Source organism: Paenibacillus polymyxa M1 (assembly GCF_000237325.1).
GTDB lineage: Bacteria > Bacillota > Bacilli > Paenibacillales > Paenibacillaceae > Paenibacillus > Paenibacillus polymyxa_C.
The window spans coordinates 4,382,852-4,398,991 of sequence record NC_017542.1; the positions used below are offsets into that span (position 1 = coordinate 4,382,852).

Genomic DNA, 16,140 nt, shown 5'->3' on the forward strand with positions numbered 1-16,140 from the left:
ATTCTAAAAAAGCGATCATGTCAGATATAAAATTCTGGATTTTCCAATTAAGACTATGTATTAGCTAATTTACTATCTAAATTTTGCTTTTCGAAAGGAGCCAGAACCTATGAAGCAGCATCGCTATCTCCCCATGACCGAACAAGACCAAACCGAAATGCTGCGTGTGGTGGGCGTATCATCCATTGATGATTTATTCAGTGACATTCCAGAGGCTATTCGATACCAAGGGGAACTCCCTCTTTCCTCTCGGCTCGACGAAAGAGCCTTAACTCGCCACATGGCCGAGCTAGCCGGACACAACGCCAATGCAGATACACATGCCAGCTTTCTTGGTGCAGGTATTTATGATCATCATATTCCGTCCGTCATTCAGCACATCACCTCACGTTCCGAATTTTACACAGCCTACACCCCCTATCAGCCGGAAGTAAGCCAGGGCGAGCTGCAAGCCATTTTTGAATTCCAGTCGTATATTTGCGAATTGACAGGTATGGCGGTAGCGAATGCCAGCATGTACGATGGGGCTACAGCTCTGGCGGAAGCGGGCTCATTGGCCGCTTCCGCCACGCGTCGTAAACAGCTTATCGTATCAAGGTCTGTCCATCCAGAGGCACGTCAGGTATTGGCAGCCTATGCACGCGGATTGGATTTGGACATTGTGGAAATCGGCTGTTCGGATGGCGTAACGGATGTCGATGCGCTAGCCACGGCCGTATCGGAACAGACGGCGGCTGTTTTGATCCAAAATCCCAACTTTTTCGGAGCCGTGGAAAATCTGAAGCCGATGGCTGACCTCATCCATGCGCATCAAGGGCTTATGGTTGTTAGTGCCAATCCACTGGCACTAGGCTTGCTAGAGACCCCTGGTAAGCAAGGCGCGGATATTGTTGTAGGAGACGCGCAGCCACTTGGGATCTCATCCTCCCTCGGTGGTCCGACCTGCGGTTACTTTGCTGTTTCCCAGGCGCATATGCGCCGTATCCCTGGACGTATCGTAGGCCAAACTACAGACCGTAACGGCAAACGCGGCTTCGTACTGACCTTGCAAGCGCGGGAACAGCATATCCGCCGCGAAAAGGCCACGTCTAACATTTGCTCCAATCAAGCGTTGCTCGCTTTATCTGCATCTGTATATTTGTCTGTCATGGGTAGACAGGGGATCAAGGAAGTAGCCGAGCTAAATTTGCATAAAAGCCGTTATGCGTTAGAGCAATTGATGAGCTTGAAGGGCGTATCTACCTCGTTTAACGCACCAACCTTTAATGAGTTTGCCCTTAAACTGCCTGAGGGTACAGATATGAGCAAACTCCAGGCCGAGCTGCTAGCTGCCGGATTTATCGCTGGCTACGATTTGGGCCGGGACTATGAGGAACTTGCTGGTCACATGCTGATTGCCGTGACGGAGCAAAGAACCAAAGAAGAGATTGACCAATTTGTACACACCTTGGGGGAATTGCTATGACACACACCGGACAGGATCAGAAACAAGAACTGTTAAAGGAACACGATCAAACGCTCATTTTTGAATTGAGCCGTCCGGGTCGCATCGCTTATTCCCTTCCCGATTGCGACGTTCCCCGTCGCCCGGTGGCAGAGCTTTTGCCGGATTATGCGCTGCGCAGCGAACCTGCGGCATTACCCGAGGTATACGAAGTAGATGTTATTCGCCATTATACCGCCCTGTCCCAGCGCAATTTCGGCGTCGACAACGGATTTTATCCGCTTGGCTCGTGTACGATGAAATACAATCCGAAGGTGAATGAGGATGTTGCCCGTTACGCAGGCTTTGCTAAAATTCACCCATATCAGCCGGAGGATAGCATCCAGGGGGCTATGGAACTGCTGCATACGCTCCAAAATGATCTGGCTGCGTTGACCGGCATGGATGCCGTTACGCTTCAGCCCGCTGCTGGCGCCCATGGCGAATGGACCGGGCTGATGATGATCCGCTCGTACCACGAAGCACGTGGCGAGCGACGTACCAAGGTGCTCGTGCCGGATTCCTCGCATGGAACGAACCCCGCCAGTGCAACCGTCGCGGGTTTCGAAACAGTCACCCTTCCCTCCACCCCTGAGGGGCTGGTGGATCTGGATGCGCTGCGTCAAGCCGTAGGCAACGACACCGCTGCGCTCATGCTGACCAATCCGAACACGCTTGGTCTGTTCGAGAAGCAAATCACTGATATTGCCGCAATTGTGCATGACGCAGGTGGCCTGCTCTACTATGACGGCGCAAATTCCAATGCTATCATGGGGATTACCCGCCCTGGGGATATGGGCTTTGATGTGGTGCATCTCAATTTGCACAAAACGATGAGTACTCCGCACGGTGGAGGGGGCCCGGGCGCTGGACCTGTCGGCGTAAAGCAGCGACTGATTCCCTTTCTGCCCAAGCCGCTTGTCGTACGTGATCCGCAGGGTATGTACCGCTGGGATCGGGAGCAGGGAGATTCTATTGGGCGGGTCAAAGCCTTTTATGGCAACTTCGGCATTCTCGTCCGTGCCTATGCCTATATCCGCAGCTACGGTCCTGATGGCTTGAAGCGAGTGTCCGAATGTGCTGTACTCAATGCCAACTACATGATGCATCGGCTGGCTCCGTATTTTGATCTGCCTTATCCCGGGCATTGTAAACACGAATTTGTCATGTCGGGACGAGGCTTGAAGAAGTTTGGAGTGCGCACGCTTGATGTAGCCAAACGGTTGCTTGATTTCGGTTACCATCCACCTACCATTTATTTTCCGCTGAATGTAGAGGAATGCATCATGATCGAGCCGACGGAAACAGAAAGTAAAGAGACGCTGGATGCTTTTGTCGATACTATGATTCATATTGCGCGCGAAGCCGAGGAGAACCCTGAGCTGGTGCTCAATGCCCCCTATACCACTCCAGTCACGCGCCTGGATGAAACCACTGCAGCCCGTAAACCTGTGCTGAATTGCGCATGTAGTTAAGAATAAATTCAACCCAACAATCCAAAGCATACAAAAAAGCCGGTATCTGTTGAGATACCGGCTGCTGTATGTATACAGCAATTTTTGTTGGAAAAAGATATAACCTTTGAAAAATGTGATACCCTTCCTTATGCTTCGATGCTTTGAACCAATTCAACAACCTGCTCAGCTGTTTGCATATCCAGAGCTTTTGCAGCCAATTTCTCCATGTCCGCACGGGACAACTTAGAGATTTGACTACGTGCTGGCAGAATGGAAGTTGCGCTCATGCTGAACTCATCAAGTCCCAGACCCAGCAGCAACGGAATTGCTGTGGTGTCTCCTGCCATTTCACCACACATACCAACCCAACGTCCTTCACGGTGAGCGGCATCAATAACCATTTTCACCAGACGCAAAATAGATGGGTTATATGGTTGATACAGGTAAGAAACTCGTTCGTTCATACGATCTGCTGCCATGGTGTATTGAATCAGATCGTTAGTACCGATACTAAAGAAATCCACTTCTTTTGCGAATTGGTCAGCCAATACCGCTGTGGAAGGAATTTCTACCATGATGCCCAGCTGAATTTCTTCAGATACGGATACACCCTCGGCTACCAACTTTTCTTTTTCCTCCAACAAAACAGCTTTAGCTTCACGGAATTCGTTCAGCGTAGCAATCATTGGGAACATAATGCGCAGGTTACCGTGTACACTTGCACGCAACAAAGCACGCAATTGAGTGCGGAAGATATCCTGGCGATCCAGACACAGACGAATAGCACGGAATCCGAGGAACGGATTCATTTCTTTCGGCAGATCCAGATAAGGAAGTTCTTTATCTCCACCGATGTCCAAAGTACGGACTACAACCGGTTTGCTTTCCATTCTTTCCAGAACCGTTTTGTAAGCTGTGTACTGTACATCTTCGGATGGGAGCTTGTCGCGTCCCATGTACAAGAATTCCGTACGGTACAAGCCAACGCCTTCTCCACCGTTGTCCAGAACACCAGCTACATCGTTAGGCGTACCAATATTGGCTGCCAGTTCGACATGGACACCATCAACGGAAACCGTAGCTTCGCCACGCAGCTTACGCCACTCTTCGCGTTGCTTGTCATATGCCACCTGTTTAGCGCGGTATTCCGCAATGATTTCTTCGGTAGGATTCACGAATACATGACCATCCAGACCATCGACGATAATCAAATCGCCGCTTTTAGCTTGAGACAATATATTTTTCGTTCCTACAACAGCAGGAATTTCTAATGAACGAGCCATAATAGCCGAGTGCGAAGTGCGTCCACCGATGTTCGTTGCAAAGCCTTTAACAAATTCACGGTTCAGCTGAGCTGTGTCGGAAGGTGTCAAATCTTCTGCAAGTACAATCGTTTCTTCGGCAATTTCTGCAGGACTGACAAAATGAACACCAAGCAGATGATTAAGCACCCGTTTGGTTACATCACGCATGTCCGATGCGCGTTCTTGCAAATATGCACTTTTCATGTTTTCAAACATGGAAACAAATTGTGTAGCTACTTCATTCAAAGCATAGTCAGCATTGAGCTGCTCGTCTCTGATTTTAGCTTTAACCGGATCGATCAATTCAGGATCATTCAGGATGAGCAAGTGAGATGCAAAAATTTCTGCTTTTTTCTCACCCAGTTCCCGAAGCGTTTTCTCCTTAATCGATTCCAATTCGGTTTGAGATTCTGCCAAAGCCGCATCCAATCTTGCGATTTCAGCTTCAACATCACCAACCGCGCGTCTCTCTACAGCGTAATTCGGATGCTCCAAGATAAACGCCCGGGCAATGGCTATGCCTGCCGAAGCGGCAATCCCGGAAATTTTAAGCATGAACTTCGCCCAGCCCTTCGTTAACGATTACATTTTCAAGAGCTTTCAATGCTTCAGCAGCTTCAGCGCCTTCGCAGATAATGTTAATAGTATCCCCTTGTTCCAGACCCAGAGACAATACACCCAGAATGGATTTCAAAGTTACTTTTTTACCGTTAGCTTCGGCGAAAGACTCAGCACCGCTGAATTTGTTAGCTGTATTTACCAGCGCAGTTGCAGGACGTGCATGGATACCGTCTTCATCCGTGATTCTAAAAGTTGTTTGCATAATTTGTTCCTCCCACTTTCCTAAAGATAATATTTGTTTACACGCAGTATACCGGGCAGATGACCAGGCGGCTTAAGCCGCCTAATCAACTAATCCGAAACACATAGAGTTTATTTTATCGTAATTATACCATCTTCGCCAGCCTTCAATACTCCAGTTTTGTTTAAAGTTACCGAAGAACCTTCTGGAAGGTTGGTAAAAATGACAGGTGAGACGATGGATTTAGCGTTGGCTTTCACATATTCCAGGTCTACTTTCATGATCGGTTGGCCAGCTGACACAAGATCGCCTTCGTTCACCAAAACGTCAAATCCTTGACCTTTAAGCTTCACTGTATTCACCCCGATATGAACAAGCACTTCTTTACCACCATCGGATTGAATACCAACCGCATGCTTGCTTGGGAATACATTGAATACTTTACCATAGACAGGAGAAACAATTGTTCCATCATTAGGCACAACTGCAAAGCCATCACCTGTCATACGTTCTGCAAATACTGGATCGGGAACTGTCGAAATGTCAACCAATTCGCCGTTAACTGGCATCACGATATCTTCCACAACAATCGTTTGCTTTTGTTCTCCGGCTTCCTTTTCCTCTTGTGGAGCTGGTTCTGAAGGCGCAGGTGCAGGTGTACGACCTGCCATGATATCAGCCATTTGAGTTTTAATTGTATCGGAACGGGTACCGAAGATCGCCTGTACATTGTTACCCACTTCCAGGACACCTGAGGCGCCAAGTTGTTTCAGACGAGCTTTGTCAACGTTTGATTTCTCATTAACTTCAATCCGAAGGCGTGTAATACATGCATCCAGATGCTTGATATTCGATGAACCACCGAAAGCAGCCAAAATGTTATGTGGAAGCTCATCACTGCTACCGCTTGCTGCACCATCCACATTTTCTGTAGCTTCTTCACGTCCTGGTGTCTTCAAGTTGAATTTCCGTATAATGAATCGGAATCCGAAGTAGTAAATAACCGCCAAAATCAGACCGACGATAATTACATACCACCATGGCGTACGGGTTGGAATAATCCCGAAAATCAGGAAGTCAATAAATCCACCAGAGAACGTCATGCCGATTTTAACATTCAAAATTTGCATCGTCATGAATGACAAACCTGCAAATACACAGTGTACTGCAAACAGCAATGGAGCTACGAACAGGAAGGAAAATTCCAGTGGCTCCGTAATACCTGTCAGGAACGAAGTCAAGGCTGCTGAACCCATGATACCTGCTACATATTTTTTGTGTTCTGGTCTTGCTTCATGATACATCGCAAGTGCTGCAGCCGGTAATCCGAACATCATGAATGGGAATTTACCTACTTGGAACGTACTTGCTGTCAGTGCCACGCCGTCGCGAAGCTGACTAAAGAAGATTTGCTGGTCACCGTGAACGGTTTGACCTGCTTTGTTAACATATTCACCAAACTCAAACCAGAACGGTGAGTACCAGATGTGATGCAGACCAAATGGAATGAGCGCACGTTCGATAACCCCGAACAGGAACGCCGACAAGGTCGGGTTGGAATACACCATAAAGTGAGATACTGCGTTAAGCCCTTGCTGAACTGGAGGCCAGATCAGAACCAGTGCCAGTCCAACAATCAGTGAAGATACTGCCGTTGCAATTGGAACGAAGCGCTTACCCGCGAAAAAGCCCAGGTACGAAGGAAGCTCGATTTTGAAAAATCGGTTGTACATAGCAGCGGCCAGTATACCGATGATAATCCCGCCGAACACCCCGGTTTGCAGTGTAGGAATACCCAACACATTCGCATAACCCGGTATTTTTTGAGCAATCAGACCAGGTGTGACTCCCACAGCTGTACCCAGCGTAATGTTCATTACGAGGTAACCGATGATCGCAGCCAAACCTGCTACACCCTCGCCGCCCGCCAGACCGACGGCTACGCCGACTGCGAACAACAGCGCCAGATTATCAAAAACAATTTGTCCGGCATTCATCATGATGGTCGCTACCGATTGAACCCAGCCCGCATTTAATGCAGGGATGTACTGGAGAAAATCAGGGTTGACCAGCATGTTGCCGATACCCAATAAAAGCCCCGCAGCTGGCAAAATAGCTACTGGAAGCATTAACGCTTTACCGACACGCTGTAAAACGCCGAAAAGCTTTTTAAACATACCATCCACATCCTTCTCTGAAATTTAGAACAGAGGTAAAACAACAAAAAAGGCATGAGCCGATTTAAGTATGTTTGAACACAACCTTGGGATATAGCTTACCCCACTAGGCTGTAAACAATCATAACTTAAAACAACTCATGCCTGATCGAATCAGTAACACGTTAAAATGTTTAGTTGTTGTCTTCCTCATTGCAAAATTGATTATAGCACCACGCTAAATGCGAGGCAATACTTTTTTATTCGGGCTTTATCACGGTTTGTTGCTCTCCCTGCTTGCGTTGGGACAAACGCTGCAGATGCATCGTCAAATAGCTAACTTCAGCTGGATACACCGGTTTACGTAGCCTTTTCTCCATAATCTTCGTAAGTTTCCAGGCCAGCATATACATTTCTGGATATTCTTCATTCAAAAGCTTGTCCAATCGGTAAATCTCCTGCACAATCTCTCCTCGTCGTACACGTTCAATCGCAAATCTCAGATGAGTCAGCAGACGGGAATAATCAAGGGATTGGAGAGGAATTCGGTAATCGAGTGTCGTCTCGACGACCTGAACCATGTCAGCAATCAGACGAGAATCCTTCCTAACCTCGGAGATATGTTGGTTCGTCATAGCACTATAAATATGCAGAGCTACGAATCCGATTTCATCTTCTCCCAGATCCACGTCCATCTTATCCTTGATCAAAGCAACAGCCTGCTCAGCCATCTTGTATTCCTGAGGATATATTTCCCTAGTTTCATACAAGAACGGATTATGAATCGTAATCCCCTGTTTATGACGGTTGATGGAGAAGGCAATATGGTCAGTTAAAGCAATCAGTATATGCTCATTAAGAGGCTTTTTGGCTTGAAGCTGAACAAGATGAAGCACCTCACCGATGACCTCAATGAGCTTTTCATCCAGCTCAGGAAGCAATCGTTTGTATTGCTCCTGCTCTTCATGGCTTTTTAATATAAATAATTTTTCAACTGAATCCAACGGCATTAAATCGCCGGGTTTGCGATTGAAACCGATTCCTTTTCCAATCACGACAACCTCATCATGCTCGGGATGCATCCCTATAATCACATTGTTATTCAGCGCTTTGGCCACTTTTAGGCTGCTCACATCCGCACCTCTTTTATCAGAACCTTGATCCTAAGAATTATAGCATGAAGCTCAGAGGAATCCACGTTAAAGTACCAAATATTCCGCTAAAGGTCAATAAAAAGAAAACGCTTTTCATCACAATTTCCAGGAAATGCTGTGATGAAAAGCGGTCTTTTGGGGGCTAAGAATCTGTTCCCCAAAGGCTTATCGTTATTCTTTATCCGTTAGTGCCATCTCAACCGAGGCTGGATTGTGTAGCTTGTTCACATCACCGGAGGACGGTACGGAATGAAGACCATTTTTTCCAGTGGTTAGTCCCTTGATCAACTGCTCTACATCAATACCGGATACACTCTTAAGCATCTCGGGAGCCGTCGCCATCAGTTCGGTGACATAATTGCTGACACGCGTTGCTCCTTCCCCTTTACCCGTATCCACAACAGTTAGTTTATCAATGGATGCAATCGGTTCGGCAATGCGTCCTGCCAGATCCGGCAGCATTTTCACGATAATATCGAGCACGGCAGCCTCTCCAAACTTCTGGAACGCCTCCGCCAGTTTTTCCTTGGCCTCAGCTTCCGCGAGACCACGCAAACGGATGACATCTGCATCGGCTGTACCTTTGGCCCGTTCTGCATCCGCTTCTGCTTGCCCGTTTAGACGTTTTTGTTCAGCTGACGCTTTAGCCTGTGTTTCAATCGAGTATTGCAGCGATTCCGCCTCACGCATTTTACGCGATTTGTCGGCTTCCGCCGCTTGTTCTACTGCATACCGATCGGCTTCCGCCTTCTTTTTCACTTCCGCATCATATTGCTTTTCACGTACCTGTATTTCCTTGGCTTGAATATCAATCTCCCGTTCCTTACGTACCAACTCAACTTTCATCTGCTCCTCGACAGCAGTCTGCTTAGCACGGGCCTCCTGAATGTGATAAGCCTGATCGGCTTCTGCCCTGGCTGTATCCTGTTCTTTCTTAAACGAAGCCACCTTCAATTCCTTCTCCTTGGCCGCCTCGGCAATATTCGTATCCCGCAACAGTTCGGCCTTCTGTCCTTCCTGTTCTGCTCGTGCCTTCTGAATTCGGGCATCCCGCACTGCCTCGGCTTCTGCAATCTCTGCATCCCTTTTCACAGCAGCAATTCTCGGCTTACCGAGCGCATCCAGATACCCATGTTTATCGCGTACGTCTTTGATAGTGAATGAAACGATTTGCAAGCCCATCTTTTTCAGATCGCGCGCAGCCACGCCCTGTACTTCCTGCGCAAACCGATCCCGATTACGGTATACTTCCTCTACTGTCATAGAGCCGAGGATTGCCCGCAAATGTCCCTCCAGCACTTCTTGAGCCTCTCCCCTAAGAGCTTCCAGTGGCTTTCCGATAAACTGTTCCGCTGCTGTGGCTACATCCTCAATGGAACTGCCGACCTTAATAATCGCCACACCATCCGCAATCACGGGCACTCCTTGCTCTGTATATACTTCCGGTGTGGTTACGTCCAATTTGTGAGACAACAGAGAGATAAATTCGGACTGCTGGAAAATAGGCCAAATGAAGGCGCCCCCACCACGTACAATTTTAATCTTGCGACCAGATTCATCCTCGGAAATATTTTTATTTCCCAGAAAAGAACCTGTCACAATCATTCCTTCATCCGGTCCTACCGTTTTGTAACGGGCCCAAAAAGCAATCCCTAATATGACGATAACAATGACAACAATTCCAGGGACCAACACAATATCTTGCAAATTTGACACTCCCGATCACGCTCCCTTCAAGTTAAGCGAATGCGCCGTCTATGTGTCCAGGTACGCTACGCGGACGACGCCCTCTGCGACCTCAACCACGACAATACGGGTTCCCGCAGCTAGCGGTTTGTGATCAAAGCTAGATGCTGTATGTATGGTGTTGCCTGCACCCAAGCGGATCATAACTTCCCCGTAACCAACCTCAGGTACAGGAATGGTAACCTCACCGATTCTGCCAGTTAGTTCACGCATCGAGAAGCCGCTGGAAACCTCTGAATTCGCCATGGGCTTGATAAATGCAAAAAACACTAGCACTCCAATAACAAGTGCAATCCCTAAAGCTAGCACAACAACCCAGCCCATGGTCAGCCCAGTATACTTTGTCAGTAGTACTCCAGCCCCGCCAAAAGCAGTCATAGCCCCAAGTAGAACGACAGGTCTGAACCAATCAAGGCCCGGCAACTCTAACGCCCCATCCAGCCAGCTACCGAGTACATCCCCGATCAACACACTAACCACAGTAAAGATTGCGCCTCCTGCCAACAACCACCAAAATAAGGTTTCCATGCGACTCCTCCTTCCATGTACTTTTCAGTCTGGTTTCCAGTCTATAACTATGTTTACGTATTCAACCTTAAAAAGTTTCAAAATTTACCTCCAATATTCCAAATTAAACCCAAAAAAGCACGTTCGTACGTCTAATGACGCCAAACGTGCCTATTATGATCCAAATGCTGTTTACAGGGATGCTCTGTAAATTTCGACTACATCTTCGCGATTGAGCTTGTTAAAGCCTCCGAAAGGTCCGAATTTCACAGCTTTATCAGCCATTACATCAATTTTGGACGCATCAATATCGTAATCAGCCAGTCGGCTTGGCGCACCAATCGAGTTCCAGAAATCACGCAACGCTTGAATACCTTCCAGCGCTACTTCTTCGTCACTCTTGCCTTCTGGGTTCACATGAAACACATTCACAGCCAGCTGTTTGAAACGTTCAGGCTTCACATGCAAGTTATGTTTCATCCAGTTCGGGAACAGAATAGCCAGTCCTCCACCATGCGGAATATCATAAACAGCAGACACAGCATGCTCAATATTGTGAGTAGCCCAATCACCTGTCAGCCCCATGTTCAGGAAGCCGTTCAGTGCCATCGTACCACAATACATAATCGTTTCACGCAGCTCGTAGTTTTCCAGATCGTTAACCAGTCCTGGAGCCGCATCTATGACCGTACGCAAAATCGTTTCACACCAGCCCAGTTGAACCGGAGTATTGGATTCCAGATGGAAATAATGCTCGAGCGTATGTGACATCATATCCACAATTCCGTAAACCGTTTGATTTTGTGGCAGAGAGTATGTGTTTACCGGATCAAGAATGGAAAACGCAGGAAACGCATGTACACTGCCCCATCCCAATTTTTCCTGAGTTTTTTCGTTTGTAATAACAGAACCTGCGTTCATTTCAGAACCGGTTGCCGCCATGGTCAGAACCGTACCTAATGGCAAGGCTGCTTGTGGAGCCGATTTACGCTCTGCAAAATCCCACATGTCGCCATCATATTTTGCACCGACAGCAATAGCTTTGGAGCAATCCAGTACACTACCACCGCCTACAGCCAGTACAAGATCAATTTGATTTGTTTTACACAATTCAACGCCTTTATGTACCGTAGACAAACGAGGATTCGGTTCTACACCAGCCAGTTCTGTTACCTCTGCACCAATTTCACCAAGCAATTTTATTACATTATCGTACAAACCGCTGCGCTTAATGCTGCCGCCGCCATATACAAGCAGTACACGTTTACCGTATTTAGGAACTTCACGCTTGAGAGCCTCCAATTGTCCTTTACCAAAGATCAATTGTGTAGGATTATAAAATTCGAATGCTTTCATCGCAAACGCTCGCCTCCAATATTTCTAAAGTTTAATGTTAAGAAACTACTCTATTATAACCTTTATGGTTACAGGAAACAAATTGCTTTGTTTTCAGAAAAAAAACCATACTCCTTAAGGAGTATGGTTATATTTCACATCTTGGGAGGGTTCTCGTATTGTATTATGTGGCAACACAAGCTACTTTATTCTCCCAAGGTATATCCCAATTGTTTCATAAAACGGCCAAACGCTTGCTGACCGGATGGATTCCGTTTATACACTCCTGCGTGCTCTAAAATTTCACTGAATTTCAGTCCGACCTCATTTTGCACGATACGGACAGCCGTCTCTTTGTCAGACAGACGACCAAACCGGGTATTCAACTGGTAAATCCAGTCTGCATGCTTAAACAGTGGATGTTCTTCTTGCTGCATAGCCACAGCCAATTCATCGTTCCCACACAAAATATCAGCAATTCCATCCAGTTCATCCTTGAGTCGCCCTGGTAAGATGGCAAGCCCCATCACTTCGATTAGACCGATATTTTCCTTTTTGATATGATGCATCTCGCGATGGGGATGAAAAATACCTTCAGGGTACTCTTCACTCGTTCGATTGTTGCGCAGTACGAGATCCATCTGATATCTTCCTTCGGAATCCCGTCGCACAATCGGAGTTACTGTATTATGCGGAATCGTTTCCCCCTCCAGCTCGGTATGAGAGAGAACGTCTACCGATGGATCACTATAACCTTTCCAGGCTTCAAAAGCAGCATTCCCCGCCTCCAACAGTGCCTCGGCATCTGTTGACGTAAAACGAATGACCGACATTGGCCAGTTTACAATACCTGCCGTAACCTGCGGAAATGCTTCATTATGGTATACGCCGTCCACACCCGCTTTTTCAATTGGGAATGTATGACGACCACCCTGAAAATGATCATGAGTCAGGATCGACCCTCCGACAATGGGCAGATCCGCATTAGAGCCAATGAAATAATGCGGAAACGCTTTCGTAAAGGCCAGCAACCGCCGTAGCGTATCCTTTGTAAGCTTCATGGGTACATGATCATGATGGAACACAATGCAATGCTCGTTGTAATACACATAAGGTGAATATTGAAAAAACCACGGTTCCCCATTCAATTCTACCGGAATGATACGCAAATTTTGACGGGACGGATGATTTACCCTCCCCGCGTATCCAACGTTTTCACGGCACAATTGACATTTGGGATAAACAGGCGGCGGCAAAAGCTTCGCCATTGCAATTTCCTTAGGACTCTTTTCTGGCTTGGACAAATTAATCGTAATTTCCATATCTCCGTAAGGTGTTGACTGATTCCAGTACACATTGCTGGCTACCCGATCCATACGAATGTAGTTCGAATCAATGGATAATTGATAAAAAGCATCTGTAGCCGCTTCTATACCAAGTTCAGCCTCCGTTTGATGAAAGTCACGGATGACTTCAGACGGTCTCGCCATTAGCTGCCCCATGATTTTGGAATCCAGCAAATCACGATACGTATCCGTGTTTTCAGGGATAAGCCCTATGGCAAAACCATAATCTATCAATACATTAAGCACAGGCTGGAGAGCTTCGGGGGCAATAATGCCCCCTGCTTCCCCACCAGAATAAGGCTCCGAAAACCCGAACTGCTCTAATAACAGATTACGGCTGTAATCTGTATCTTGCAGACCGATCAAGCCCTTTTTTTGCGCGAATGCAACCAGTTGTTCCACCGCATATAGAGCCGATTGCTGTACAGTTTCGTCGATGTCATGGGCCAAGTGCCGGGAAAGTTCCCGGTCTTGGTCTTTATCTACGGATTGGCGCTCGCTCATATGTCATCGTCTCCCGTCTATTCGTCGCCGTAGCCTTGAGGGTGTGACTGATGCCATCCCCATGCTCCGCTAATAATATCCTCCAGTTGGGTACGTTTTGGGCTCCAGCCCAGCACCGAACGGGCCTTGTCAGAAGAGGCAACCAATATTGCTGGATCGCCTGCACGGCGGGGTTCTGTAACAACTGGAATGTCGAGCCCAGTGACCTTGCGTGCCGTTTCAATAACTTCCTTTACAGAGAAGCCCTGCCCGTTGCCCAGATTAAATATGTTGCTGTCATTACCTTCACGCAAGTAATTCACTGCGCGCACATGAGCATCCGCCAAATCACTTACATGAATGTAATCACGGACACACGTTCCGTCCGGTGTCGCATAATCCTCACCAAATACAGCGATATGTGGACGCTGTTTTAACGCTGTCTGGAGCACCAATGGGATCAGATGGCTTTCTGGACGGTGATCTTCACCGATCTTGCCACTCTCATGCGCACCAGCCGCATTAAAATACCGTAAAGATACGTATTTGATGCCTAATACTTTATCAAACCAGGACATCATGCGCTCCATCATCAGCTTTGTTTCACCATATACGTTGGTTGGCTCTGTACGGTCACCTTCTTCAATCGGCACCTTTTCCGGTTCGCCGTAGGTAGCCGCAGTCGAGGAAAATACGATCTTGCTTACGCCAGCATCTTTCATCGCCTCCAGCAAGCTCAACGTACCAAATACGTTGTTGTCATAATACTTTCCAGGATTTTGCATGCTTTCCCCAACCAGCGAGTTGGCTGCAAAATGAATAACTGCGTCGATATTATTTTCAGAGAACAGTTTGGATAGAAGTTCTTTATCCCTCAAATCGCCTTCATACAACTTGCCTCCAAGCAATGCTCCTTTGTGTCCGGTTTGCAAGTTATCCAGCACAACAACTTCTTCTCCCAAATCCAACAATTCTGCTACGGTATGTGAACCAATATATCCAGCTCCACCTGTGACTAAAATGGCCATGTTATTCGTCCTCCTTCAGTTCTTTAACTCCGTCCCCTGCCTTGCATACATAAAAGCTGGCTTCCAGCCCTGTACGGGTCTGATAAGCTTCACCGACTTCCTTTACAAAACGATCCACATCATCCTCATGAACCAATGAAACCGTACAACCTCCAAACCCAGCCCCTGTCATGCGAGCACCCAGCGTGCCAGGAATGCGTCGTGCTTCTTCGACCATAACATCCAGCTCAGTGCAGCTGACCTCATACAAGTCACGTAATGAATCGTGAGAAGCGTTCATTAACTGACCGAAAGCTGCAAGTTCATTCGCCGCGAGAGCTTCGACAGAGGCCAGCACACGAGCGTTTTCCTCCACCACATGCTGTGCCCGGCGACGGACTGTTTCATCAGCAATATGATGCTGAAGCCCTCCAAACCGAGCCTCATCCAGCTGTGCGAGGTATTCCAGTGACGGCTCCTGCTGCTGCAAAATGGACAGTGCTTCCGCACATTGACTGCGACGCTCGTTATAGGCTGAATCCACCAAACCGCGGCGCTTATTTGTATTGCCGATCACAAGCTTATAAGCTCCTGTGCGGAATGGCACTTTACGGTACTCCAGCGTATCGCACATCAGCAGGATTGCATGATTAGCCGCTCCGTTCGCTACAGCAAACTGGTCCATAATGCCGCAATTGACACCCACGTAATTGTTTTCTGCCCGCTGGGACAACAAAGCGATTTCGACTGTGTCGGTTTTCTGCTTTTCGGTAGTCAGGAAAGCGTAGCCTGTCACTACCTCAATCGAGGCTGAGGAGGATAATCCGGCTCCGTTCGGTATTTCTCCATGATAGAGCAGGTCGTATCCGCTAGACGGATAAACACCCTTTTCAGCCAACTCCACCAGTACGCCCACCGGATAGTCCACCCACTCATCCGTTTTGCTTTTTCCTATCTCTCCGCGGGGGATAGACACTTCATACGACAGGTTTGTCGAAGCAAAATGAATTTGATCATCATTGCGTGCACGAAGAATCAACGTCGTACCAAATTCCAGCGCAGCCGGGAGTACATAACCACCATTATAGTCGATATGCTCTCCAATGAGATTGACACGGCCAGGTGCATGAAATATCAGCAGTTCATTGCTGCTTTCACCATATTTTTCAATAAAATGTTTCTTTAATTCAGTAGAGTTCATACCCGCTTCCACCTCATTCACCGTTAGTAAAAGTCTCCCTGATTTCCCTGTAATATCTTAATCAGGTTGACATCTCTTATGATTTCAGTATAAATGAAAGCGTCACACAATGTAATGCATCCATGTGTTTAAGCTATGGATAAATGTGACTTGGACATG

12 protein-coding genes are annotated in these 16,140 nt (G+C 47.3%); 2 read left to right on the plus strand and 10 right to left on the minus strand.

Annotated elements, in window-relative coordinates; genetic code table 11:
* Positions 1–109 precede the first annotated feature (109 nt).
* Entirely contained in the window at positions 110–1,465 is a 1,356-nt protein-coding gene (gene gcvPA, locus PPM_RS19710; RefSeq protein ID WP_013372576.1) for an aminomethyl-transferring glycine dehydrogenase subunit GcvPA, read from the plus strand.
* Entirely contained in the window at positions 1,462–2,958 is a 1,497-nt protein-coding gene (gene gcvPB, locus PPM_RS19715) for an aminomethyl-transferring glycine dehydrogenase subunit GcvPB (protein ID WP_013372577.1), read from the plus strand. Before gcvPA ends, gcvPB begins: the two co-directional genes overlap by 4 nt.
* A 128-nt stretch (positions 2,959–3,086) precedes the next feature.
* Here the strand turns inward: gcvPB and ptsP are convergent, their stop codons facing one another.
* From ptsP to PPM_RS19765, 10 genes are all read right to left on the minus strand, one after another.
* Entirely contained in the window at positions 3,087–4,799 is a 1,713-nt protein-coding gene (gene ptsP / locus PPM_RS19720) for a phosphoenolpyruvate--protein phosphotransferase (protein WP_013372578.1), read from the minus strand.
* A complete protein-coding gene (locus PPM_RS19725; protein WP_013372579.1) occupies positions 4,792–5,067 on the minus strand; it encodes an HPr family phosphocarrier protein in 276 nt (91 codons plus the stop codon). The genes ptsP and PPM_RS19725 overlap by 8 nt, the downstream gene beginning before the upstream one ends.
* A 110-nt stretch (positions 5,068–5,177) precedes the next feature.
* On the minus strand, positions 5,178–7,223 hold the full coding sequence (gene ptsG, locus PPM_RS19730; RefSeq protein WP_013372580.1) for a glucose-specific PTS transporter subunit IIBC: 2,046 nt from the start codon (positions 7,221–7,223) through the stop codon (positions 5,178–5,180).
* Positions 7,224–7,462: 239 nt separating this feature from the next.
* The gene (gene glcT, locus PPM_RS19735) at positions 7,463–8,335 is read right to left on the minus strand and encodes a glucose PTS transporter transcription antiterminator GlcT (protein ID WP_013372581.1); all 873 of its coding nucleotides are present in this window, start codon (positions 8,333–8,335) and stop codon (positions 7,463–7,465) included.
* A 192-nt stretch (positions 8,336–8,527) separates the two neighbouring features.
* Positions 8,528–10,063, minus strand: a complete 1,536-nt coding sequence (locus tag PPM_RS19740) for a flotillin family protein (protein ID WP_013372582.1) — start codon at positions 10,061–10,063, stop codon at positions 8,528–8,530.
* 48 nt (positions 10,064–10,111) lie between these two features.
* Positions 10,112–10,630, minus strand: coding sequence for a hypothetical protein (locus tag PPM_RS19745; protein ID WP_013372583.1), 519 nt, complete (start codon positions 10,628–10,630; stop codon positions 10,112–10,114).
* A 171-nt stretch (positions 10,631–10,801) separates the two neighbouring features.
* Positions 10,802–11,965 (minus strand): iron-containing alcohol dehydrogenase, encoded by a 1,164-nt coding sequence (locus PPM_RS19750; RefSeq protein ID WP_013372584.1) that lies wholly within the window; start codon positions 11,963–11,965, stop codon positions 10,802–10,804.
* Positions 11,966–12,150: 185 nt separating this feature from the next.
* On the minus strand, positions 12,151–13,794 hold the full coding sequence (locus PPM_RS19755) for a UDP-glucose--hexose-1-phosphate uridylyltransferase (RefSeq protein ID WP_013372585.1): 1,644 nt from the start codon (positions 13,792–13,794) through the stop codon (positions 12,151–12,153).
* A 17-nt stretch (positions 13,795–13,811) separates the two neighbouring features.
* Positions 13,812–14,801, minus strand: coding sequence for a UDP-glucose 4-epimerase GalE (gene galE / locus PPM_RS19760; protein ID WP_013372586.1), 990 nt, complete (start codon positions 14,799–14,801; stop codon positions 13,812–13,814).
* 1 nt (position 14,802) lies between these two features.
* Positions 14,803–15,981 carry a galactokinase gene (locus PPM_RS19765; protein WP_016324644.1) on the minus strand — a complete coding sequence of 393 codons (1,179 nt, stop codon included), beginning with the start codon at positions 15,979–15,981 and terminating at the stop codon, positions 14,803–14,805.
* Between the last annotated feature and the right edge of the window lie 159 nt (positions 15,982–16,140).